Origin of the sequence: Pseudomonas sp. SK3(2021), assembly GCF_016772375.1 — a bacterium.
Lineage (GTDB): Bacteria > Pseudomonadota > Gammaproteobacteria > Pseudomonadales > Pseudomonadaceae > Aquipseudomonas > Aquipseudomonas chlororaphis_I.
On sequence record NZ_CP061943.1, the window covers coordinates 3347892 to 3368690 of the forward strand.

The window sequence follows — 20799 nt, forward strand, 5'->3', positions numbered from 1 at the left end:
CCGGGCTGGCCTCCAGCGCCCCTGAATGGATTCAGGTTAAGCGGAAAAATGTGAAACGAACATGAAAAAAAGGCCAACGGAGCGTTTATCTTTCACCTAGACAGCCCGTGTTCAGACTTCGCCGCTGGTTGCCCGGGAAAACCCCTGTCACCGCCGTCCACAAAGTGTTTTTTGCGCTGCTAACACGGGTGAAAAGCGCTTGGCCAAGAGACGTTCGAGTGCCACTGTTTTCAAGCGTCGCCTGAGCCAGGGCGCATCCGTTTGCACACCCGCGATCCGTGGACGCTCTATCTGGCTGCCTTGACACTTTCGGGCCACCCGACCATGGCGACCGATACGACCCCTGATAAGGCCATGGCGTTCCCGTCGTATACTGCGCAGGGTCTGTAGCACCGTCCGATCACTTGCCTGAAGTCAAACAATAATGAAGAAAACGGGGGGCTATCGTTGTCCGAATCGGCAGAAGCAGGGCACGGACTATGACACTGCTCTACCATTCACCCCCTGACCACCGACCACTCAATATCGAATAAAAGCCAACAAGAGGCTCGTTGTGTGATTGACAGAACACCAGCCAAAGGCGTTTCTCTTTTCAGCCTGTCGTTACTGCCGCTGTTCCTGGGATCGGTTCCTGTGCTCGGGGCACAGGAACCCCACGAGTTTCTGATGCCGGACGCGCCGCCCCTGACCATGATCAATCAGGGCGATCGTCACGGCATAGTCGGCGACGTTGTCTTGCGGGCACTGAAAGACAGTGGATATACCAGCGAACCCAGAACCTTGCCGTGGGCGCGGGCGCAGAAATACGCCATCGAAAACCACAACGTCCTGATCGCTCCACTCAGCCGCACACCCGAGCGAGAACTTCGCTATACCTGGATTGCCCCGATCATGCAGATGGACCGGGCGTTTTTCAGCCTCGAACATAAAGCGGCGAGCTTCGAAGAAGCCCGGCGGCGCTTCAAGGCCATCGCCGTGGGGCTGGGCAGCGCCCAGGAAGAAATCCTGCGCAGCAAAGGCTTCGCCCCGGAACAGATCTATGCGATCAAGATCGGCGAGAACCCCGCGCAATTGCTGTTGAAGGGCAGGGTGGACGCCTGGTTCAACGGGGTCCAGGAAAGCCGGTATATCTGGAAACGCGTCTCCAGCCGGCCACTGTTGATGAGCCCGCCCATGGTGAGTCATGAGCTTTACCTTGCCTGTTCCAAAGTGTGCAACGCCGATATCGTGACCCATGTTGCGAAAGCCATAGAGGCCATGCGCCGTGACGGTTATATCGAGAAAGTCAAAGACCGCTATCTAAATAACGATCCACTAGAAAAGTCGACAAAGTCGGACCGCCTGTAATTGAGTGGTCAGCAAGCCTGGCAATAACGAAGTTCGCCGGGTGGCCAGGGTGGGTTTATTCGGACAGTGCATCTTCATTGATTCGAATGATCTCGTTAAGGTTTTTAAGGGTGTTGTTGAAGTTGTCCCTGGCATGGTTGAGCTTCTTGAATTGTTCCGCCAGTTCCCTGGTTTTCTGCTGTAGTGTTTCTTCACGTTTATCCAGTTCGTATTGGCGCGTCTCTTGTCGCGCACGTATTGCGTTGTCGGAATACCGATCCTGATCCAGTTGCTGTTGCAGTTGTTGTAGCTGCTCTTCCTTCTGTTCCAGCAGGCGCTCTTTCTCCTGCAATTGAGACTCTCTGGAGTCCAGGGTTTGCCGTTGCGCCAGGCTTTGCTGTTTCTGTTGCTTGAGCCGGTCGGCGATGCTGGAGAATTCCATCAGGCTCGCCTCGACATCCTGCAGGAAGTGCTCGGGGTCGGTGCCCGGGAAAGGCCAGTCTTCATCCAGGGGGGCGGGCTGCTCGGCCGGCATCGGCAGGGGGCCGCCATCGGAGTAGCGGATTGCGGCCTCAGGAGTCTCTGGCCGGGGGCTTTGCGTTTCGGGGGCATCGGCAGTCTCGGTGGATTCATCGCGCTCCTGTTCCGCGCCGTCGTCCAGCTGTTCGTCGAGCTGCGCCAGGGCGGCGTCGAGTTGCTGGTCATCGATGACGGTGGGTGAATGTTCAACCGCCGGGCCAAATTGAGCCGAAGCCTGGAAACTCAGCAGCCTGGCGACCCATTCCTTCTTGGTGCTCAAGAGTCGATGGTCCGCCGCCGCGGCGGCCGGTAACTGTTGTTTGTTCATGTCCAGCAGATGATAGGGCACGTCGCTTTCGCGGCGTTCGCCAGTGGCGGCTTCGCGCAGGATCTGGCCGAACACGCGCATCGCCAACTGCCCGTCCTCGTTCGACTCCAGGGCGCCCAGGCAGTAATTGCCGCCTTCGTTGAATAACAAGGCGATATAGACGCGCAGGTTATCGTCATCAATGCTTTCGTTCAGGCTATAGGCGAGAAAGTTTCGACCTGCTTCTGGAACAGAAAAGCTGCAGAGCAAAGCCGCTGTCAGCATTTGCTGTTCTTTGTTCTCGATGAAGATAGTGCGTAAGAGCATAGGTCTCCCAGTAAATTCACGTAAAAACATGAGGGCTAGGATACTAGGAAATAATGCCGGTCGGCGTTAAGAGCAATACTCCAGGTAAACAAGATAAATCTTATATTTTTATTGAATGATCTTATTCAGTGGCTTTATATCTTCATTAAAAATATCAGTGTGTATTGTATTGCGCCCATTCCGGCACAACACGGCTATTGATCCTGTTGCAACCAACCACTTTCAATCCCCTGCTGAACTTGAATGGCCTCTGGCTATTCACCTCAGACTTCTCTTGTCGAACCTGGAAGCCATGATCGAAATATCGAAACTAACCAAGTCTTTTTCCGGACAGGTCGCGGTCGACGATCTGTCCTGTCATATCGGCCCGGGAGAAGTGCTGGGGATTCTTGGGCCAAACGGTGCAGGCAAATCCACCACGATGAAAATGCTCACCGGCTTTCTGGCGCCGACCTCCGGCACCGCGAGCATCCTGGGGTTCGACATCCGCACCCAGACCCGTCACGCCCAGCAACAGATGGGCTACCTGCCGGAAGGCGCGCCCAGCTACAGCGACATGGCGGTACAGGGCTTTCTGGAGTTCATTGCCAGCGTTCGTGGCTATCGCGGCGCGCAGAAGCGCGAACGGGTGGACCGGGTGATCGACCTGCTGGAGCTGGGCGACGTCCGCCGCCAGACCATCGAGACCCTGTCCAAGGGCTTCACTCGCCGGGTCGGCCTGGGCCAGGCGATCCTCCACGATCCACGGGTGCTGATTCTCGACGAACCCACCGACGGGCTCGACCCGAACCAGAAGCAACTGGTTCGCCAACTGATCCAGGACCTGGGCCAGGACAGGATCGTGATCATCTCGACCCACATCCTCGAAGAAGTCTCGGCCGTCTGTAACCGCGCCCTGATCATCGGCAATGGCCGCTTGCTGGCCGACAGCACGCCGTATGAGCTGGAGCGCAGTTCGCGCTATCGCCAGGCGGTGACCTTGCAGGCCGACGAGCCGCTGGACCTGTTGGCCCTGGTGGTCTTGCCGGGCGTGGCGGGCGTCGAGCAGAACGCGGCCGAGGGCAGCCTGACGCTGCTGGCCCGCCCTGGCGAGGTGATTTTCCCTCACGTCAACGCGCTGGTGACCGCGCGTGGCTGGAAGATGAAGCGCCTGGAACTGGAGCAGGGCCGTCTCGACGAAGTGTTCCAGACCCTGACCCGAGGAGGATCGGCATGAGACAGCTACCGGTGATTTTCAAGCGTGAGCTGGGCAGTTATTTCGCCACGCCGCTGGCCTTCGTGTTCATCGAGATCTTCCTGGTGCTCTCGGGCGTCTTCACCTTCTACCTGGGCAGTTTCTACGAGAGCAACCAGGCGGACCTGGCGCCGTTCTTCGACGTCCATCCCTGGCTCTATCTGTTCCTGTTGCCGGCCCTGGCCATGCGCCTGTGGTCGGAGGAGCGCAAGTCCGGCAGCATCGAATTGCTGATGACCCTGCCGGTGAGCTGTTTCGAAGCGGTGGTCGGCAAGTTTCTCGCCGCCTGGGTCGTCGCCGGTATCACCCTGCTGTTGACCCTGCCCATGGTGCTGACCGTGAATTACCTGGGTAACCCGGATAACGGCGTGATACTGACCGGCTACCTGGGCAGTTGGTTGCTCGCTGGCGCCTACCTGGCGATCGGCTCCTGCATGTCGGCCATGGCCAAGAGCCAGGTGATCGCCCTGATCCTCGCCTTCATGGTGTGTTTCCTGTTCGTTGCCTGCGGTTTCTCCCTGGTGCTGGATGCACTCAACCCGTGGGCGCCGCAATGGCTGTTGGACTTGCTGGCCTCGCTGAGCCTGTTGACGCATTTTGGTGCGATCAGCAAAGGGCTGATCGATCTGCGCGATCCGCTGTATTTCCTCAGCGTGATCGTCGCCTGGCTGATGGCCACGGTGGTGACGGTCAACCTGAAGAAAGCCGAGTGAGGACGATCCGATGAAACGCATGCTGTATTCCACTTCCGGCCTGTTGCTGATCGCCTTGCTGTTCCTGGCCTTCAACCTGGCGACGGGGCTGCTGCTCACCGGTGTCCGGCTCGACCTGACCCAGAACAAGCTCTACTCCATCAGCGCCGGCACCCGGCAGATTCTCGCGGAGCTGAAACAACCGCTCGACCTGTATCTCTACTTTTCCGACAGCGGCTCGAAGGAACTGGTGCCGATGCGTGGCTATGCCCAGCGTGTCCAGGAACTGCTCAAGGTCTACGAGCGCGAGGCCGACGGCAAGATCCGCCTGCATGTCATCGACCCGCTGCCGTTTTCCGCGCAAGAGGACAAGGCCAGCGAGTTCGGCCTACAGGCCGTGCCACTGGGGCAGGGCGGGGCGCCGGTGTATTTCGGCCTGGCCGGCACCGATGAACGGAACAACGCCCAGACGATCGAGTTTTTTTGCACCGGACCAGGAAGAGTTTCTCGAGTACGACATCAGCCGCTTGCTGCAGACCCTGGCCAACCCCAAGCGCCCGACCCTGGGCCTGCTGGGCAGCCTGCCGGCCAACGGTGGCTTCGATATCCGCACGCAGAGCAAGACCGAGCCGTGGATGTTGCTCCAGGAGCTGCGTCGGGAATTCGATCTGCAACAGCTCAAGCCCGATACCCGGGACATCCCGAAAGACGTCGACATCTTGATGTTGCTGCACCCGAAAAAACTCTCGCAGCCGACCCTGTACGCCATCGACCAGTTCGTGCTGCGCGGCGGCAAGCTGCTGGCCTTCGTCGATCCCTACAGCGAGCAGGACTCCGGCGAGGCGTACTTCGGCATCCAGAGCAAGGACAGATCCTCCGGTCTCGAGCCGTTGTTCAAGGCCTGGGGCATTCATATGCAGCCGGGCAAGGTCCTGGGGGACAACCTCTATGCCTTGCTGGAGCGCTCCGAGGAAGACGGGCGTCCGTTGCCGCGGCCGTTCACCCTGGGCGTGCCGCAGGCCGCCTTGAACCAGCAGGATCCGAGTACCGCCGGGCTGGAGTTCATCGCCCTGACCACCGTCGGCATCCTCGAGCCGGTGGCCGGCGCCAGCACGCGCTTTACGCCGCTGATGTACAGCTCCGACTCGGCCAAGGCGTTCGAGGCGGACCGCTTCGGCAAGCCCGCCGACCGCAAACAACTGTTGCGCGACCTCCAGGCGCAGCCCAGCCAGCGTTACGTCGTCGCCGCCAGGATACAGGGACCGGTAAAGACCGCCTTTGCCGACGGCATCGAGGGGCGCAAGGACGGCCTCAAGGAAGCGCAGCAGGTCAACCTGGTGGTGGTGGCCGATACGGACCTGTTGAGCGACCGGATGTGGCTGGAAATGCAGGACATCAACGGGCGCCCGGCAACGCGGCCATGGGCGGACAACGGCTCCTTCGTGCTCAACGCCCTGGACAACCTCGCCGGTTCGGATGCCCTGAACAGCCTGCGCTCGCGCGCCCCCTACAGCCGTCCGTTCGTGGTGGTGGAGCAATTGCGGCGCCAGGCCGAAGACCGCTTCCGCGCCAAGCGCTTCGCCCTCGAGGAACGTCTCGAGGAGACCGAAGGCAAGCTGCAGCAGTTGCAGGGTTCGTCGGAAAAGGGCGAGACCCTCAGAGCCGAACAACAGGCAACGGTGCGCCAGTTCATGCAGGAGAAAACCCGTATTCGCAAGGAACTGCGCGAGGTGCAATACCAGCTGAACGCCGATATCGATGAGCTGGGCAGGACCTTGAAAATGCTCAACATCGCCGCGGTTCCGCTGCTGTTGAGCCTTGGCATGCTGTTGGTCTGGACCGTGCGTTACCTGCGCCGGACCAGGGCGGTGTCAGGCAAATCTGCGCCGGCCGGCAAGGTAGCCGGCACGCGGCGGGCGTAAGCGACCGGGGCTCGACCTGCCATTCGTACGGCAGGTCGGGCCAACCCGGGGCGCCAGGGCGAGGCGCTGCTACGCTGGGAGCAACTCCCTGACCTGCGATCTCGCCATGACTGACCGATTCCCGCCCAAGCCTGCTTGCAGCGCACAACAACTGCTCAGCGCCCTCAACCTGCAACCGCACACGGAAGGCGGTTACTACCGCCGGACCTTCCAGGCGGACCAGCGGCCGATGCTCGCCAGCGCGGGCGGGCAGCGTTACTTGATGACCTCCATCTATTACCTGCTGACCGGGGATTCGCCCATCGGTCATTTCCATCTGAACCAGTCCGACATCCTGCATTACTTCCACCTCGGGGATGCCCTCGAATACTGCCTGGTGTTCCCGGACGGCCGCCTGCAAACCCTGGTGATGGGCAGCGATGTCCTGGCCGGGCAATGCTTGCAGTTGCACGTCCCCGGTGGCGTGTGGAAGGCCTCGCGGTTGCTGCCCGGCGCGGCGGGCTACGGCCTGATCAGTGAAGCGGTGTGCCCCGGGTTCGACTACGCGGACATGCAGTTGGGCTGCAAGCACCGGCTCAGCGAGCGCTTCGCGCAGCACGCCAGGTTGTTCGAACAACTCTGCCAACCCTGAAGAAGGCCGCCACGCGGATTGCTCATTGCGATCAATCAAGTGTCACTTGCGATCATTGTTGCGCGCGGCGCGCGGCGCTTATGGTGGCCCGGTCAATCGCAGCGAACCACCGCTCCCCGGTCCGCCCCTTACCCGTGACAGGAGAACACCATGTCCGATCTGAAACTGCATCCCCAGGCTGCCGCCTCCCTGCAACGCTGGCACGCCATGCTTGCCCAGGGCGACCTGGGCGCCTTGCCGGAACTGCTGGATTCGAACGTGCTATTCCGTTCGCCCATGGCCCATACGCCTTATCCGGGCGCGCCAGTGGTCTCGACCATCCTCAATACCGTGTTCAAGGTGTTCAGCGACTTCGCCTATCACCGCGAACTGGTCACCGCCGATGGCCTGAGCGTGGTACTGGAGTTCAGCGCGCGGGTCGGCGAGCGGCAGATCAAGGGCATCGACCTGATCCGCTTCGACGAAGCCGGCAAGATCGTCGAATTCGAGGTGATGGTCCGCCCCATGAGCGGCTTGCAGGCGCTCGGCGAGGAAATGGCCCGCCGCCTGGCACCCTATCTGGCGGCGAACAAGGCGTCTGGCTGAGCCGCCAGCCATTGGCCAAAAAAAACGGGCGCCATGACAGGCGCCCGTTGTTTATCTGGGTCAGTGGAAAATGACGAGCCCCGGCCAACTGTCACCGGCAGCACATTTCTACACCCCATGAGCCCCGTCCTGGGGCATTTTTACTCGCTTTTCTGGCTGCCGACCTGCTTCGCCAGTCTTCCAGGACAAGCAAAAAACAAGCGAATCAAACACCTGCAAAACACAGCGGGGCTTTGGCACGTAATGTGCTTTTTTGGCTATATGGATAATTGGATACAAAAATACAAAAGGTACCGCCGATGAAATTCGCCCCAGCCTATACCGAGCGCCAGCCCGTGACCGCGGAGGAAGAGGCTTACAACTTTCTGCTGGAAGCGATCTGCAAAGGGCGCTTCCGTACCGGCGAGCGGTTGATCGCCGAGGATATCGCCAGCGAAATCAACATGAGCCGCATGCCAGTGCGCGAAGCCTTCCGGCGCCTGGATGCCGATGGCCTGGTGACCTTGCGGCCCAATCGCGGCGCTATTGTCCGTGGCTTGAACATCGACGAAATGCGCGAAGTCTTCGAAATGCGCAGTGCCCTCGAAGGCCTGGCGATCCGCGTGGCGGTGGGCAAGATTACCGAGCGCCATTTCAGCCACCTGGAGCGCCTGCTCGATGAGATGGACGACTACCGTGAAGACGGCGCCGAGTGGGTCAGCCGCCATCGCGCCTTCCATGAATACCTGTGCAGCCTGAGCGAACGCCCACGGCTGATGCGGCAGATCTCGGCGCTGTATTCGGTGATCGAGCCGCACATGCGCCTGTGGCTGCAACACGCCGACAAGCCCCGCAGCGCCCGTGACGAGCACGCCTCGATCATCGCCGCGCTGCGTTCCGGCGACCCGGACAAGGCGGCGCAGGTGGTGTGCGAGCACATCGAAGGCACCATCCCGCGGCTGATCCAGTTCCTGGAGGCCCATCAGTAAAAAATCGCATTTCTTGCCGAGCGCTTAACGCCTGCCGTTAGCGCCAGCCACTCTTGCTACCCGACATGACTGGAGTAATGCCATGCACAAGCCTTGCGCGTCAGCTGCCGTTCTTACCTTGAGTCTATGTTGTTCCCTATGGGCGCAAGCCGCCCCCGAGTTACCGGAGCGGTTGAGCAAGAGCGAGAAGATCGTCTACTGCTCCGGCATGGATTCGCCGCCGCTGGTGTCCTTCGACACGCAACAGAAACCGGTGGGGCTGCAGGTGGACATGGGCGAGGCGATTGCCCAGCGCCTGGGCGGCAAGAAAGTCGAATGGCGCATCTCGCCTTTCGCCGGGCTGATCCCGGCGCTGCTGGCGCAGCAATGCGACATGATCGTCGACCAGTTGTTCGATAAACCCGAGCGCCGGGAAGTGATCGACATCGTCAATTTCATGTACTCCAGCCAGTCCATCGTGGTGCCCAAGGGCAACCCGAAAGCGGTGAACAGCCTGGAGGACCTGTCCGGGCTCAAGGTGGCGGTCAGTAACGGCTCGACCATCCGCCTCCTGCTCGGCGCCGAGAACGACAAGCTGCTGGCGGCCGGCAAGCCACCGATGAAACTGGTGGTGTACAACGTCGACGCCGATGCCTTCCAGGCACTGCGCATCAGCCAGGTGGACGCCTTCGGCACCACGGTCGAATCCGCCGGGCACTATCGGCAACTGGCCCCGGACCTGTTCCAGTCGGCGGTGCCGGCGTTCAACCGGATCCTCACCGGCTTCGGCGTGCGCAAGCAGGACCCGCAACTGAGCGCGGCGCTGGGCACGATCCTGCAGGACATGCGCGCCGACGGCAGCTACGCCGCGCTGCTGGATAAATGGCACGTCGGCAGCGACAAACTGGACTGAGGGCAGGCTCGATGAACTTCAATTGGGACGTGTTCTGGCAGTACCTGTTGCTGCCCAGCGATGTCTACCTGACGGGGCTCGGGCTGACCTGCCTGATCAGCGTGTCGGCCATGCTCCTGGGCTGTGTGCTGGGGTTGCTGGCGGCGCTGATGAAGCTGTCGCGCAACCCGCTGTTGCAGTACCCGGTGCGCTTTTATGTGTGGTTGATGCGCGGCACGCCGCTGCTGGTGCAGATCGTGTTCCTGTACACAGCGCTGGCGGCCGGGGGGATTTTCCGCTTCGAGGACCTGGACCTGGGCTGGTTCGTGGTGCCGGGCAATATCCAGGCGGCGATCATCGCCCTGGGCCTCAACGAAGGCGCGTACATGGCCGAGATCATCCGCGCCGGCATCGGTGCGGTGGATAAAGGGCAGTACGAAGCCGGGCGCTCCCTGGGCATGACCTTTCCCAAGCTGATGCGGCGCATCGTGCTGCCCCAGGCGTTCCGGGTGATAGTCCCGCCATTGGGCAACGAGTTCAACGTGATGCTGAAGAACACCACGCTGGTCAGCGTTATCGGCGTGCAGGAGCTGCTGTTGAGTACGCAGATGGTCACGTCGGCGACCTTCCGGGTGTTCGAGTTGTACCTGGTGGTCGCCCTCTACTTCCTGGCGCTGACCACGCTCTGGGGCTTCTTCCAGCGTTGGCTGGAGAATCGCTTCGGCCAGTCCGAGCGGCCGGCACCGGCGGCCAGCCGCCTGTTCGGGCGTCACACCCTGAAACTGCTGAGGGGGCGTTGAACATGGCACACATGAGTGAAGAGCGAGTCATCGAAGCCCTGGATATTCACAAGTCCTTCGGCGACCTGGAGATTCTCAAGGGCATCTCCCTGCAAGTCCGGCGCGGCGAAGTGGTGGTGCTGATCGGCGCCTCCGGCTCGGGCAAGACCACCTTTATCCGCTGCATCAATCTGCTGGAAGACATCCAGGCCGGGCAGATCCGCGTCGCCGGCCAGCCCATGGGCTACCGTACGCGGGCCAACGGCAGCCTGGTGCGCGACTCGGAACGCAACATCGCCCGCCAGCGCCGGGACATCGGCATGGTGTTCCAGCGTTTCAACCTGTTCCCGCACATGACCGCCCTGGAAAACATCATCGAGGCGCCGATCCACGTCCTGGGCGTGCCGCGCGCCGCCGCGGAGCAACAGGCGCGGGCGCTGCTCAAGCGCGTGGGGCTGGCGGAGAAGGCCGGCCACTATCCTTCAATGTTGTCTGGCGGCCAGCAACAGAGGGTGGCCATCGCCCGGGCGCTGGCGATGAAGCCCCAGGCGATGCTGTTCGACGAACCGACCAGCGCCCTGGACCCGGAGACGGTGGGCGAGGTGCTGCAAGTCATGAAGGAGCTGGCGGAGGAGGGCATGACCATGGTGGTGGTCACCCACGAAATGGGCTTTGCCCGCGAAGTGGCCGACCGGGTGGTGGTGCTCGATCAAGGCGAGCTGATCGAACAGGGCCCGCCCGAGCAGATCTTCAGCCAGCCACGCCACGCCCGGACCCGGGCCTTTCTCAGCCGGGTGTTGTGAACCCGAACCCTCAACCTTGTGTGAGTCATGCCATGTTCAAATTTTCTGCCCACGAGTATCCCTACGCCTCCCAGCGGCAAAGCGTGTTCGCCAAGCGCGGCATGGTCGCGGCCTCCCAGCCACTGGCCGCCGAGGCCGGGATCGAAATCATGCGGCGCGGCGGCAACGCCATCGACGCCGCGATCGCCACGGCGGCGGCCTTGACCGTGGTCGAGCCCACCGGCTGCGGCATCGGTGGCGACGCCTTCGCGCTGGTCTGGACCCAGAACAAACTGCACGGCCTGAACGCCAACGGCGTGGCCCCCCAGGCCCTGAGCATCGAGGCGGTGAAAGCCGCCGGCCATGAACAGATGCCGTTGCACGGCTGGACGCCAGTGACGGTTCCAGGTTGCCCGTCGGCCTGGGCCGAGCTGTCCAAGCGTTTCGGCCGCCTGCCATTCGCCGAGCTGTTGCAGCCCGCCATCAGCCTGGCACGCGACGGCTTTCCGGTGTCGCCGGTGGTTGCCCTGCAATGGCAAAGCGCGCTGGAGAATTTCACCCCGAGCCGCAACGCCGTGCTCGACAGCTGGTTCGACACCTATCTGATCGACGGCCGGGCCCCCCGGGCCGGGGAGATGTTTCGCAACCCGGCGCAAGCCCGGACCCTGGCGGAACTGGCCGCCAGCGGCTGTGAAAGTTTCTACCGCGGCGCCCTGGCGCAACGCCTGGACCGGCACTCGCGGGCCACCGGCGGCTACCTGCGCGCCAGCGACCTGGAGGATTACCGCGCCCAGTGGGTCGAGCCGATCAAGGTCGACTATCGCGGCGTGGACGTCTGGGAGATTCCACCGAGCGGCCAGGGCCTGGTGGTGCTGATGACCCTGAAGATTCTCGAAGGCTTCGACTTCGATCACCGCGACAGCCAGCAGACCTGGCACCGCCAGCTCGAGGCGATGAAGCTGGCCTACAGCGACGGCCTGCACTACATCACCGACCCCGCGCATATGCGGGTCGCGGTGGAGGACTTGCTCAGCGACCGCTATGCGGCCCGGCGCCGGGCGCAGATCGGCGATCAGGCGCAGGCCCCGCAGCCGGGCGATCCGCATGCCAGCGGTACGGTCTACCTGGCCACCGCCGATGCCGAAGGCAACATGGTGTCGTTCATCCAGAGCAACTACCACGGCTTTGGCTCGGGCGTGGTGCTGCCCGACAGTGGCATCGCCCTGCAGAACCGTGGCGAAGAATTCAGCCTCGACCCTGCGCACGCCAACTGCCTGGCGCCCGGCAAGAAGACCTTCCACACCATCATTCCGGGTTTCCTCAGCAGGGGCGGCGTGGCGTTGGGGCCGTTCGGCGTGATGGGCGGCTACATGCAACCCCAGGGGCATGTGCAGATGGTCATGAACCTGGTGGATTTCGGCCTCAACCCGCAGGCGGCCCTGGATGCGCCGCGCTGGCAATGGCTGGGCGGGCTGCAAGTGGGGATCGAACAGAGCGCCTCGCGGGACATGGCCGCCGCCCTGGCGCGTCGCGGGCACGAGGTGCAGGTGGCCTGCGACCTGACCAGCTACGGGCGCGGGCAGATCATCCTGCGCGACCCGCAAAGCGGCGTGCTGTGCGGCGGCACCGAACCGCGCACGGATGCCCATATCGCGGTGTTTTGAGCCAGGGGACGAGCGGGCGGGGCGCTTGTCCTCGCCGCGCTCCCGGCCGGCCTGGACAGCCCTGTGGATGGCCGATCATCGACTAGACTCACGCAATCTATAACGTCTGGCACGAGGGGCCGGTCATGGCAAAAAACAACAAGGGCGCGGCCAAGGGCGCTGCCGTTGAACACGCGAAACTGAGCAAGAAAGACTATGAGGACGAGTTGCGGCGACTGCATGTCGAACTGGTCAAGCTGCAGGAGTGGGTGCGCGAAAAGGGCATCAAGATCTGCATCGTCTTCGAGGGACGCGACGGCGCCGGCAAGGGCGGCACCATCAAGGCCCTGACCGAACGCCTGAGCCCTCGGGTGTTCCGGGTGGTGGCGCTGCCGGCGCCGACCGAGCGCGAGAAAAGCCAGATGTACCTGCAGCGTTACCTGCCGCACCTGCCCGCGGCGGGCGAAGTGGTGATCTTCGACCGCAGTTGGTACAACCGCGCGGGCGTCGAGCGGGTGATGGGCTTTTGCAGCGAAGAGCAGGTGGTCGGCTTCCTCAAGGCCGTGCCGCTGGTGGAGAAGGCAATCGTCGATTCGGGCGTGATCCTGCTCAAGTACTGGCTGGAAGTCAGCCAGTCTGAACAGACCCGCCGCCTCGAAGCGCGGATCAAGGATGGCCGCAAGATCTGGAAGCTCACCCCCATGGACCTCAAGTCATACAGCCGCTGGTACGACTACTCCCGCGCCCGCGACGAGATGTTCAAGGCCACCGACACCGAACACGGGCCCTGGCTGGTGGCCGACTCCAACGACAAGCGCCGCGCGCGCCTCAATATCATCTCCGACCTGCTCGGCCGCATTCCCTACAAGGAAGTACCACGGGCGAAAGTGGTGTTGCCCAAGCGCCAGAAACCGGGCGGTTATCGGGAGTCGGACCATCCGCTGCGGCGGGTGCCGGAGAAGTTCTGAGCGGCCTCTGTGCTGCGCAAAATGTCCTGACGGCGTGATCGCGGTTTTATTCTTCGGGGGGGCGGACCGGGCCCTCCGGCACGCCCGGCAGGCCTTGCAGCCCCTCGACCGTTTCTATCGCCCCAGCCTTGGCCGCCGCCGTGAGCAGCGCTTGCGCCGAGTCGAGGAACTGGCGCGGAACAGAAACGCTCAGGCGCAGCCTGGATTGGCTCCAGCCCTTCTGCGACGGGCGGTCGAGGTGGAACGGAATGCCCTGTGCCGAGAGCAGGGTTGAGATGTGGCGTTCATTCTGGTCTGAATTTCGATAGTCCAAGAGGCTTATGTCGTCGGGCAGAAGTTGCTCGCGGCGCAAGCTCGGGCCGCGATATTGCAGCAGTTTCACCACGTCGTAGCGGGTTGCCGAAACGCCGTGGCCCGATGGCGGATCCGAATCATTCATCTGCGCGCTCCCAAGAGGTGGCGGCCATCCGCCGGCTGAGGTTTCGCCCGCGAGCAGCATTGTTGCGCAGGTTAGCCATGCGCAAGCCGGGTTATTGCCAGGCCATCTGTTCCTGGCAATCAGTTTCGCGGTGACGGCTTTCAAGGTAGTCGCTTTCGAGGCGCTTGATTCAACACCCGGTCCAGGGTGAACCGGCATGCCTACACGCACCTCTTGAAGGCTATTTCCCCAGGCACGTTGCCGCCCTGGACAAAGCGAGGGAGGCCGTTGCCGTCAGCTACGGTCACGTTGTTCACGTTGCTGGTGACCGTAACGGCGGGCGCTCCCGCCGCCGGCGTCAGGGTTGCCGACCAGTCGAGATTCCAATCGATATGATGCAGGGCGCGCACGCAGCCACTCGGGCGATGCTGCACCACGACCCAGATGCGGAATTCGTCGTTCATCCGCATGCCGGTCATGGTTTGGGCCGGCAACCCCGCGGCGGCGCAGGACGGATTGTCGTTGAGGTTGACGAAGGCGCCGTCACCGGGCACGTCCGGCCAGGTGAGGGTCGTGGTGGCGCCGGCGGCAGTGAAGTCCTCGACGATACCCGCTCCGGGGTTGGTGACGAAAATAGGATGGTAATCGTTCGGCGCGCCATCCTTGATCGGCAGTGTCGGCACGATGGTGGCCACGGCGCCGCCACCGCTGTAGTTCGCGATACGGCTGCTATTCAAGAGCGTTTGCGTGAACCCGACGCGGAACTGTTGGGCAGTGGCGTCGTTCGGTGCAGTAATAGTGATGTCCGGGTGGTAGGTGATGGGCCTAAGCCCACGCATTCGCAAGAACTGACGCCCGCCCGCGGCCGCGATGCGGATATCGGCCGGCGTGGCCACGCCACTGGCGACCTGATTGGCGAGTGCGAACGTCACCCCGGTGAAACGCGCATTGCAATCGGTGGCCGCCAGTGGCGCCGGCACCGGTCCGGTGATCGCCGGCGGGCGGGCGGTCGGCCGCGATACGTCGTGGGTGTCGAGCAGCCCCATGGTTTCGGGGCCGACAATGCCGTCGATGGCGACTGCGCCGGCGTCGCGCTGGAATTGTGTGACCGCGGCTTCCGTTTCTGCGCCAAAGTCGCCGTCCATTCGCCCTGGCATCAGGCGCGACACACTTAGCGGCAGGGCATAGCCCATATCGCGCAGCGATTCCTGGACCCGGCGCACCGGCTCGCCTTTTGCCCCGCGACGTAGCAAGCGTTCATCGTCAAATACCGCCTCCAGGGTCACATTGCCGGAAAAACGCGGTGCCGCCAGGTCATGGCCGTCGCCTAGGGTGCGTTGTATCTGGCGGGCGGCGGTCGGGTTCGTACCGGTCTGCTGCACTACGTGCGTCAGCTCGTGCGCGAGCAAGTGCCGGCCCGATTCGCTGCGCGGCGCGTAACGCTGCGAGCGAAAGGCGATATGCGAGCCGAAGGTGAAGGCCTCGGCGTTGATGCTGCGGGCCAGGCGATCGGCGTTTGCGTCGGCATGGATGCGCACGTTACTGAAATCGTTGTCGAAGCGCGGTTCGAAAAACTGTCGTTCCTCGCGTGACAGGGCTGTGCCGCCCTGGGGCAATTTGTCGAGCTGCGCTTCCAGCGATGCCCCCGGCCGCTGGCTCGGCGCCTCCGGACTGGCCGCGCGCCGGGCAAGGTGAGACGCAGCGGTGCGCTCGTCGCCGAACCACTCGGGTTCGAGCGGATCGGATCGGTCCGTGGACCACATGGACAGCCCTTGTTTTCCTGCATTCGGCGTGGGCATTCGCTGGATCGAGGGCGCTTGTCGCGGTGCCGAGCCGTGGTTCGCCGTCGTGGGGGCCGGCATGCGCATGACGGTTTGCGCGACATGCTCCGCTTCCCGTTCGAAGGCGTCTCCCGGTTGGCTGATGCTGAGCTTGGTTTGAACACGTTTGGATTGGCAATGCGGGCAGCTGCCGCCACAGGCGCAAGCCGCTTTGCGTGGCATGGCGGACCTCGATGCGGGCAATGCTGGCGCAGCGCGCGTCGCCGGCGCCTTATGCGGGGCCGGCTCGCTGTGCTTGTGGGCTTGCGTGAACATAGCGATTCTCCTCGCCAGGGCCCGGCGATGGTGGCCGGCCCGGGCGGCGGTCATGTCCCGTTACTTGGCGTTCTTCGGTGTGCGCTTTTCCCGGCCGGCGCGGGCGCGGGCGGGGTCGATCCGAGCAGGCGCTTGGCCATTGTGATCAGTTTTTGCGCCAGTTCCTCACTGCCGACGACCTTGGCCAGTGTGTTCGGGTCGGTCTCCAGGATGCCCTCCACGTCGGCGATGCTGGCGGCCTTCAGCTGCTTGCGCGTTGCCTCGTCGAGATCGAGTTTTTCAAGCGAGGTGCGTCCCGGTTGCGCAGGAGGCGGTGTTCCATAGATCAGCGTGCCGCTGACCGCCACCGACCTGGGCACCACGCGCACCGGCACGACCAGTGTGGCTTGCAGTTGGGCGTCGGGCGCGAAGCGCAGCGCGGTCTTGTCGAGCAGCAGCTCCTTGCCGTCGAGGTCCAGCACGCGGGCGAATAGCTTGCCCTCCTTGGCCAGCGCCGCGGTGCGTGATTCATCGTAGGCGGCGCTGAAGAAGCCTGTGGCATCGGTGCGTGCGACGCGCTCGACATGGCTGCCGTCGGCCTTTACCAGTTCGATCAAGTGCTCCGGCAGGCCCTGGCCGCGGTCGTTGATGAAGCGGCCGCTCAGGGTCGATCCACCCACGGGCGCCGACGGTGTCGAGAGGGTGACGGTTTCCGCGCTGGCCCGCAGAATCTGGTTGGTCCGCGCGCCGGCCTGGCCTTGCGCCGCGAGCGCCAGCGCAGTCGGATGCTCGGCGCCGCGCTTGAACGCCATGCGTGCCGCCTCGACCTGGTAGGCCTTGGTGGCCGCCACCTGGGTGGCGTTGACGTGGCTGATGGCCGTGGCCATGTTCTGCCGTGTCAGCGTGGCCAGTTCGGCCGAGGTGAACGAGTCCTGTGACAACGTGCCGCCAAGTTGCTCGGCGTTGGCCGTCAGCACGCTGGCCAGGAACTGCCAGAGGCCCGAGGGTTGCGCAAATATCCGGCTGCAGACCTCGGCGTCCAGCACCTGGTTGGGGCGGTCCACCGTCGGCAGTGGGTTGGCCCCGGCAATCGGCCACGCGACGATGCAGTGGTCGGCCTGGTTCAGCGCCGTCATGTTCATGCGTACCGCCATCGACAGCAGCGAGATCGTCCGCGTGACGTCTTCGCGCAAGCGCGAGGCCGTCGCGCGCAGGCTGTCGGCTATCAGCACGGCATTGGCGAAGAAGGGGTCGCTGCGGTAGACCGCCGTGGTGTTCGAGGCATAGCCCAGGTCGTCGATGGCCAGCAGCGCCTGCGAGGTGATTGAGCGGTTGACCAGGCCCAGGCGTACATAGTTGTCGTCGAACAGCGTCTCGCCGCCGGGCAACGCCTGCTCGGCAACCACGGCAAAGCGTCCCTTGCCGGCGCTGGCGCCGGGTTCGAACACCAGGTACGCACCGAATCTGCGTGCCAGCAGGCGGTGGATACCTCCGAGATTAAGGATCAACACGCCGCCCACGGCGGTGTCGAGGAAGCCGAACAGGCCGCTGAATTCACTGTTGAAGTGGTTGTTGGCCACCGACACCGGGCCGAACGTGAAGGCGCTCAGTGCGCGGCCGGCCGGTTGGTCGATGCGGTTGTCGTGCACGCGCAACGCGGCGTTGCGGCCGCTGGAGGTGGAGAGCCGGGTGGTGATCGCACCGGCGAAGCGGACGTAGATGCCGCCACGGATGCCGGCGTTGCGGTTCTTCTCGAAATCCGCCGTGGTCGCGCCATTGGCGGCGAGCACGTTGTCGGTGATCTCCAGGTTGTCGCCGTAGCCGACGAAGACACCGCAGGCCGGGTCGGCGGCGCGGGGGCCGTTTTCATAGACGTGGTTACCGCTGACCCGTGCGGATTCGACGATTGCCAGCGAGATGCCGCCGCGACCGATGAACTGCGCTTCGGCCAGCAGGGCCTCGGTGAACGGGTTGAGCAGGTTGTGGTGCAGGCGGTTGTTGAGGATCACCAGGTCGCGCACCGGGTCGGTCGCCCGCAGCAGCGGCGTCAGCGCGAGATTGAGCAGCGCGGCGTCGAGGTAGGCGAGCAGCGCGGCCTTGGGGTCATTGCTCGGGATCGCCCGGGTCTGGCCCTTGAGGCTGGCGCCGTGGCGTGGCGCGAAGCCGATGCCCGACAAGCCCATCATCGAGATGTCGTTGGCTTCGATGGTGATTTCATGGAGGAAACCGCGCACGGTCGTCCTGTCACGTGCCGCGAGGGTGACAGTGTTGACCAGCACGCCTTCGTCCCGCGCCTCCGTGATGCGCAGCACCCGATAGTGCGGCGACACGTCCAGGCGGTAGGCCCCGGGTGCGACCTTGACGCTGGCCATGCCTTGCCCGTCGCTGCGGTCGGTGGCGATTTCCTCGGCTTCCAGGTACAGGTCGACGTCGGACAGTGGCTGGCCTTGCTCGTCCTGCACCAGGGCGAGGAATTGGCCGTTGGAGGTGACGTTTACCGTCACCGGGCCCGCGGCCGGATTGTCGACTGCGCTGACGCGCGGTGGCTCGGTCGGTGGCGCAGGCAGGATGTCCGCCGGGTCCAGGTCGCCGCCCAGCGTGATGCCATTGCCGGCGCCACCGGCAATAGGATTTTCCAGGATGCGCACCCGCTCAGAACCGGCGCGTACATGGATACCGCCAAGGGCGCGATAGGGTTGTTTGGGCGCCAGTTGCGCGACGAGGAAGGTCCAGGCCGCGAACGCGTACTGCTGCACCAGCGTCGGGAACAGGTAGAGGATCTCGGGCCGCGCGCAGGGGTCGGCCGGGTCGCGGGTCGGGTCGTCGTCGGGTTCGTCCGGCGCGTCGGGTGTCGGGTCGACGAAGGGCAATAGCAACAGTGTGTTGCGCTCGATCAGCACGTCGTCGGCGAGCACGGAGATCGTCGCGCGGCCATCGACCGTGTCCAGCAGGTGCAGGCGATTACCGGCGATTACCAGCTCGGCGGCGTTGCTGGCGCGGACCGCGTTGGTGCGCGCGATCATGCGGTTGTCGTGGAGGCGCAGGTTCTGGCAACTGCCTTCACGGCTGCCGTCGATGCGCACCGCGATACCGTCATAGGTCAGCAAGTCGAGATCGCAGACCTCGATGCCGATGCAGTCGACGAAATGCAGGATGGGTTGCGCGCGCGTCTCGGTGCGCGGCAACACCAGCGTGCGCCAGGCGCAGCCGTGAATCTTGACATTGTGGCGGCCTTCCAGGCGCAGGTTGGCGCGATGCAATCCGGGCAGCAGGCACAGCTCGCCGCCGGCCGCCGGCAGGTGAGCCGCGGCCTCTTCAAGCGAGTTGAAATCGCCGAAGCTGGACAGCCCATCGCCGACCAGGAAGGTGCAGCAGATCTTCTGGTTGGTCAGCGGGCGGAAGCGCTTGCGGCAGTCTTCGATGCTGCCGCCGAGCTCGGTGTCGCTCTGGGCGGTCCAGTCGATTTCGGCCAGCGGCACGCGGTGGTAGACGATGCCGGTGGGTGGGGCGTTGTCGACCAGCACTTGCGGATTGGCAATTTCGCCGGCGCGGACCTTGAAGGTCCAGTAGTCGCCCGGTCGGTAGTTGCCGGCGGTCGGCGCGTCGAAGGCGAGGCGGATACCGTCGCGCAGCTCGACCGGGTTGGCGACGTCGGGGAAAGCCGTGATATCGGCGATGCCGTTCCACAGGCGCAAGAACACCGAGTCGGTGGTTGCGGGCAGCGTGCCGAAGCTGGCCGGTGCGGCGAGTTCCAGGTCGTGGTCGGTGTTGAGGGTGGCCGTGGTGCCGTATACCACGATCCAGGCGCCGAGCAACGCATCGTACTGCAGGGCCTCGAGGTAGAACTCGGTGAGGCCCGAGTTGACGATGGCCGTGCGGCCGGCGTCGATGATCACGCGGTCGGGATCGCTCGTCGAGTCGAAGCGACCGCGGCCGGCCAGGCCGCCGTTCCATTGGCTCCACTTGAAGCGTGCCGGCGTTGCAGGCGGCACGTCGGCGATCTCGATGCGATACAGGCAGTGCTCGAAGCCAGTGTAGCCACCGCCGCCGACCACCGGGCAGTCGCCGACGATGGCCTGCACCGGCGCCAGCGATGCGCTGAGCCGGCCTTTGGACGACGGGTCGTCGCGCAGTTTCGCGAGGCTGCTGCGGCAGTCTTCGCCCGCGGCCAGGCGCAGCAGCCGGAGGCGGAAGTTGACGAAGGCGCGCTCGGAGGTATCCGGTCCGCCCAGTGCGGGCTCGATCAGGCGCTGCGGGTACTGGAAACCGTGCAGCGCCTCTTCCGAAACCTCCAGGATCACCGCGTCGCGGGTGCCGTCGGCGATTTGTTGCGGCGTGGGCAGCGGATCGGCCAGCGGAGGGCCGAAGTAAGCCGCGAGGCGCTCCACCGGCGCGAGCGGATCGGGCGGCTCGCCGGCCAGGCGAGTGAGGATGCCATCGGCCCAGGCGCGGCCGGGGCGCAGCATTACCCGCACCGCGCCGTCGATCAGCGCCGCCGATTCGACCCGAAAACCCTGTGGCTCGGCGGCGGGTACCGCGCAGACACCGGCGCCGATAATGTCGCGCCCGGCCTGGTCGTGCCAACCCAGTTCGAGCAGTTCGCCCTCGCTCAGGTCGGCATCGGTGGTCACGCGGCCCTGCTGGTGCAGCACGCCGTTGAGGTTGCGCAGCACGCCGTCGGCGGGCGGGTTGACCGCGCGATCGTGCTCGTGGGGGTCGAAGTTCAATACCGAGAAGTCGCCTTGCATGGCT

15 protein-coding genes and 1 pseudogene are annotated in these 20799 nt (G+C 64.0%); 12 read left to right on the forward strand and 4 right to left on the reverse strand.

The annotated features are described in order from the left end of the window. The first annotated feature begins 555 nt into the window (after positions 1–555). The gene (locus IF690_RS15010) at positions 556–1347 is read left to right on the forward strand and encodes a substrate-binding periplasmic protein (protein WP_202696255.1); all 792 of its coding nucleotides are present in this window, start codon (positions 556–558) and stop codon (positions 1345–1347) included. Between the two features lie 55 nt (positions 1348–1402). Here the strand turns inward: IF690_RS15010 and IF690_RS15015 are convergent, their stop codons facing one another. Continuing rightward, entirely contained in the window at positions 1403–2509 is a 1107-nt protein-coding gene (locus tag IF690_RS15015; protein ID WP_252189473.1) for a hypothetical protein, read from the reverse strand. Between the two features lie 262 nt (positions 2510–2771). Between IF690_RS15015 and IF690_RS15020 the strand changes: the two genes are divergently transcribed. From IF690_RS15020 to ppk2, 11 genes and pseudogenes are all read left to right on the forward strand, one after another. Continuing rightward, positions 2772–3695, forward strand: a complete 924-nt coding sequence (locus IF690_RS15020; protein WP_202696256.1) for an ABC transporter ATP-binding protein — start codon at positions 2772–2774, stop codon at positions 3693–3695. Next, on the forward strand, positions 3692–4426 hold the full coding sequence (locus IF690_RS15025; protein WP_202696257.1) for an ABC transporter permease subunit: 735 nt from the start codon (positions 3692–3694) through the stop codon (positions 4424–4426). Before IF690_RS15020 ends, IF690_RS15025 begins: the two co-directional genes overlap by 4 nt. A 10-nt stretch (positions 4427–4436) precedes the next feature. Further along, positions 4437–6327 (forward strand): annotated as a pseudogene (locus IF690_RS15030) (GldG family protein). A gap of 106 nt (positions 6328–6433) precedes the next feature. Then, positions 6434–6958 carry a cupin domain-containing protein gene (locus IF690_RS15035; RefSeq protein ID WP_202696258.1) on the forward strand — a complete coding sequence of 175 codons (525 nt, stop codon included), beginning with the start codon at positions 6434–6436 and terminating at the stop codon, positions 6956–6958. A gap of 150 nt (positions 6959–7108) precedes the next feature. After that, positions 7109–7543: a nuclear transport factor 2 family protein gene (locus IF690_RS15040; RefSeq protein ID WP_202696259.1), complete on the forward strand. Its 435-nt coding sequence runs from the start codon at positions 7109–7111 to the stop codon at positions 7541–7543. 299 nt (positions 7544–7842) lie between these two features. Then, complete coding sequence (locus IF690_RS15045) at positions 7843–8511, forward strand: GntR family transcriptional regulator (protein WP_009048994.1); 669 nt, start codon at positions 7843–7845, stop codon at positions 8509–8511. An 82-nt stretch (positions 8512–8593) separates the two neighbouring features. Further along, positions 8594–9403, forward strand: a complete 810-nt coding sequence (locus tag IF690_RS15050; RefSeq protein ID WP_202696260.1) for an ABC transporter substrate-binding protein — start codon at positions 8594–8596, stop codon at positions 9401–9403. A gap of 11 nt (positions 9404–9414) precedes the next feature. Beyond that, entirely contained in the window at positions 9415–10182 is a 768-nt protein-coding gene (locus IF690_RS15055) for an amino acid ABC transporter permease (protein ID WP_202696261.1), read from the forward strand. Between the two features lie 2 nt (positions 10183–10184). Further along, complete coding sequence (locus tag IF690_RS15060; protein WP_202696262.1) at positions 10185–10964, forward strand: amino acid ABC transporter ATP-binding protein; 780 nt, start codon at positions 10185–10187, stop codon at positions 10962–10964. 32 nt (positions 10965–10996) lie between these two features. Next, positions 10997–12607, forward strand: a complete 1611-nt coding sequence (locus tag IF690_RS15065) for a gamma-glutamyltransferase family protein (protein ID WP_202696263.1) — start codon at positions 10997–10999, stop codon at positions 12605–12607. A gap of 125 nt (positions 12608–12732) precedes the next feature. Next, complete coding sequence (gene ppk2 / locus IF690_RS15070) at positions 12733–13554, forward strand: polyphosphate kinase 2 (protein ID WP_202696264.1); 822 nt, start codon at positions 12733–12735, stop codon at positions 13552–13554. Between the two features lie 46 nt (positions 13555–13600). Here the strand turns inward: ppk2 and IF690_RS15075 are convergent, their stop codons facing one another. The 3 genes from IF690_RS15075 to IF690_RS15085 all read right to left on the reverse strand — a co-directional run bounded on the left by IF690_RS15075 (position 13601) and on the right by IF690_RS15085 (position 20795). Beyond that, entirely contained in the window at positions 13601–13993 is a 393-nt protein-coding gene (locus IF690_RS15075) for a hypothetical protein (protein ID WP_202696265.1), read from the reverse strand. A gap of 200 nt (positions 13994–14193) precedes the next feature. After that, positions 14194–16068 (reverse strand): eCIS core domain-containing protein, encoded by a 1875-nt coding sequence (locus IF690_RS15080; RefSeq protein WP_202696266.1) that lies wholly within the window; start codon positions 16066–16068, stop codon positions 14194–14196. A gap of 50 nt (positions 16069–16118) precedes the next feature. Further along, positions 16119–20795, reverse strand: coding sequence for a right-handed parallel beta-helix repeat-containing protein (locus IF690_RS15085; protein WP_202696267.1), 4677 nt, complete (start codon positions 20793–20795; stop codon positions 16119–16121). Between the last annotated feature and the right edge of the window lie 4 nt (positions 20796–20799).

Coding starts and splice junctions, on each gene's coding strand:
- IF690_RS15015 (WP_252189473.1), bottom strand. CDS start 2,509: ATGTTTTTACGTGAATTTACTGGGAGACCTATGCTCTTACGCACTATC.
- IF690_RS15020 (WP_202696256.1), top strand. CDS start 2,772: ATGATCGAAATATCGAAACTAACCAAGTCTTTTTCCGGACAGGTCGCG.
- IF690_RS15025 (WP_202696257.1), top strand. CDS start 3,692: ATGAGACAGCTACCGGTGATTTTCAAGCGTGAGCTGGGCAGTTATTTC.
- IF690_RS15035 (WP_202696258.1), top strand. CDS start 6,434: ATGACTGACCGATTCCCGCCCAAGCCTGCTTGCAGCGCACAACAACTG.
- IF690_RS15040 (WP_202696259.1), top strand. CDS start 7,109: ATGTCCGATCTGAAACTGCATCCCCAGGCTGCCGCCTCCCTGCAACGC.
- IF690_RS15045 (WP_009048994.1), top strand. CDS start 7,843: ATGAAATTCGCCCCAGCCTATACCGAGCGCCAGCCCGTGACCGCGGAG.
- IF690_RS15050 (WP_202696260.1), top strand. CDS start 8,594: ATGCACAAGCCTTGCGCGTCAGCTGCCGTTCTTACCTTGAGTCTATGT.
- IF690_RS15055 (WP_202696261.1), top strand. CDS start 9,415: ATGAACTTCAATTGGGACGTGTTCTGGCAGTACCTGTTGCTGCCCAGC.
- IF690_RS15060 (WP_202696262.1), top strand. CDS start 10,185: ATGGCACACATGAGTGAAGAGCGAGTCATCGAAGCCCTGGATATTCAC.
- IF690_RS15065 (WP_202696263.1), top strand. CDS start 10,997: ATGTTCAAATTTTCTGCCCACGAGTATCCCTACGCCTCCCAGCGGCAA.
- ppk2 (WP_202696264.1), top strand. CDS start 12,733: ATGGCAAAAAACAACAAGGGCGCGGCCAAGGGCGCTGCCGTTGAACAC.
- IF690_RS15075 (WP_202696265.1), bottom strand. CDS start 13,993: ATGAATGATTCGGATCCGCCATCGGGCCACGGCGTTTCGGCAACCCGC.
- IF690_RS15080 (WP_202696266.1), bottom strand. CDS start 16,068: ATGTTCACGCAAGCCCACAAGCACAGCGAGCCGGCCCCGCATAAGGCG.
- IF690_RS15085 (WP_202696267.1), bottom strand. CDS start 20,795: ATGCAAGGCGACTTCTCGGTATTGAACTTCGACCCCCACGAGCACGAT.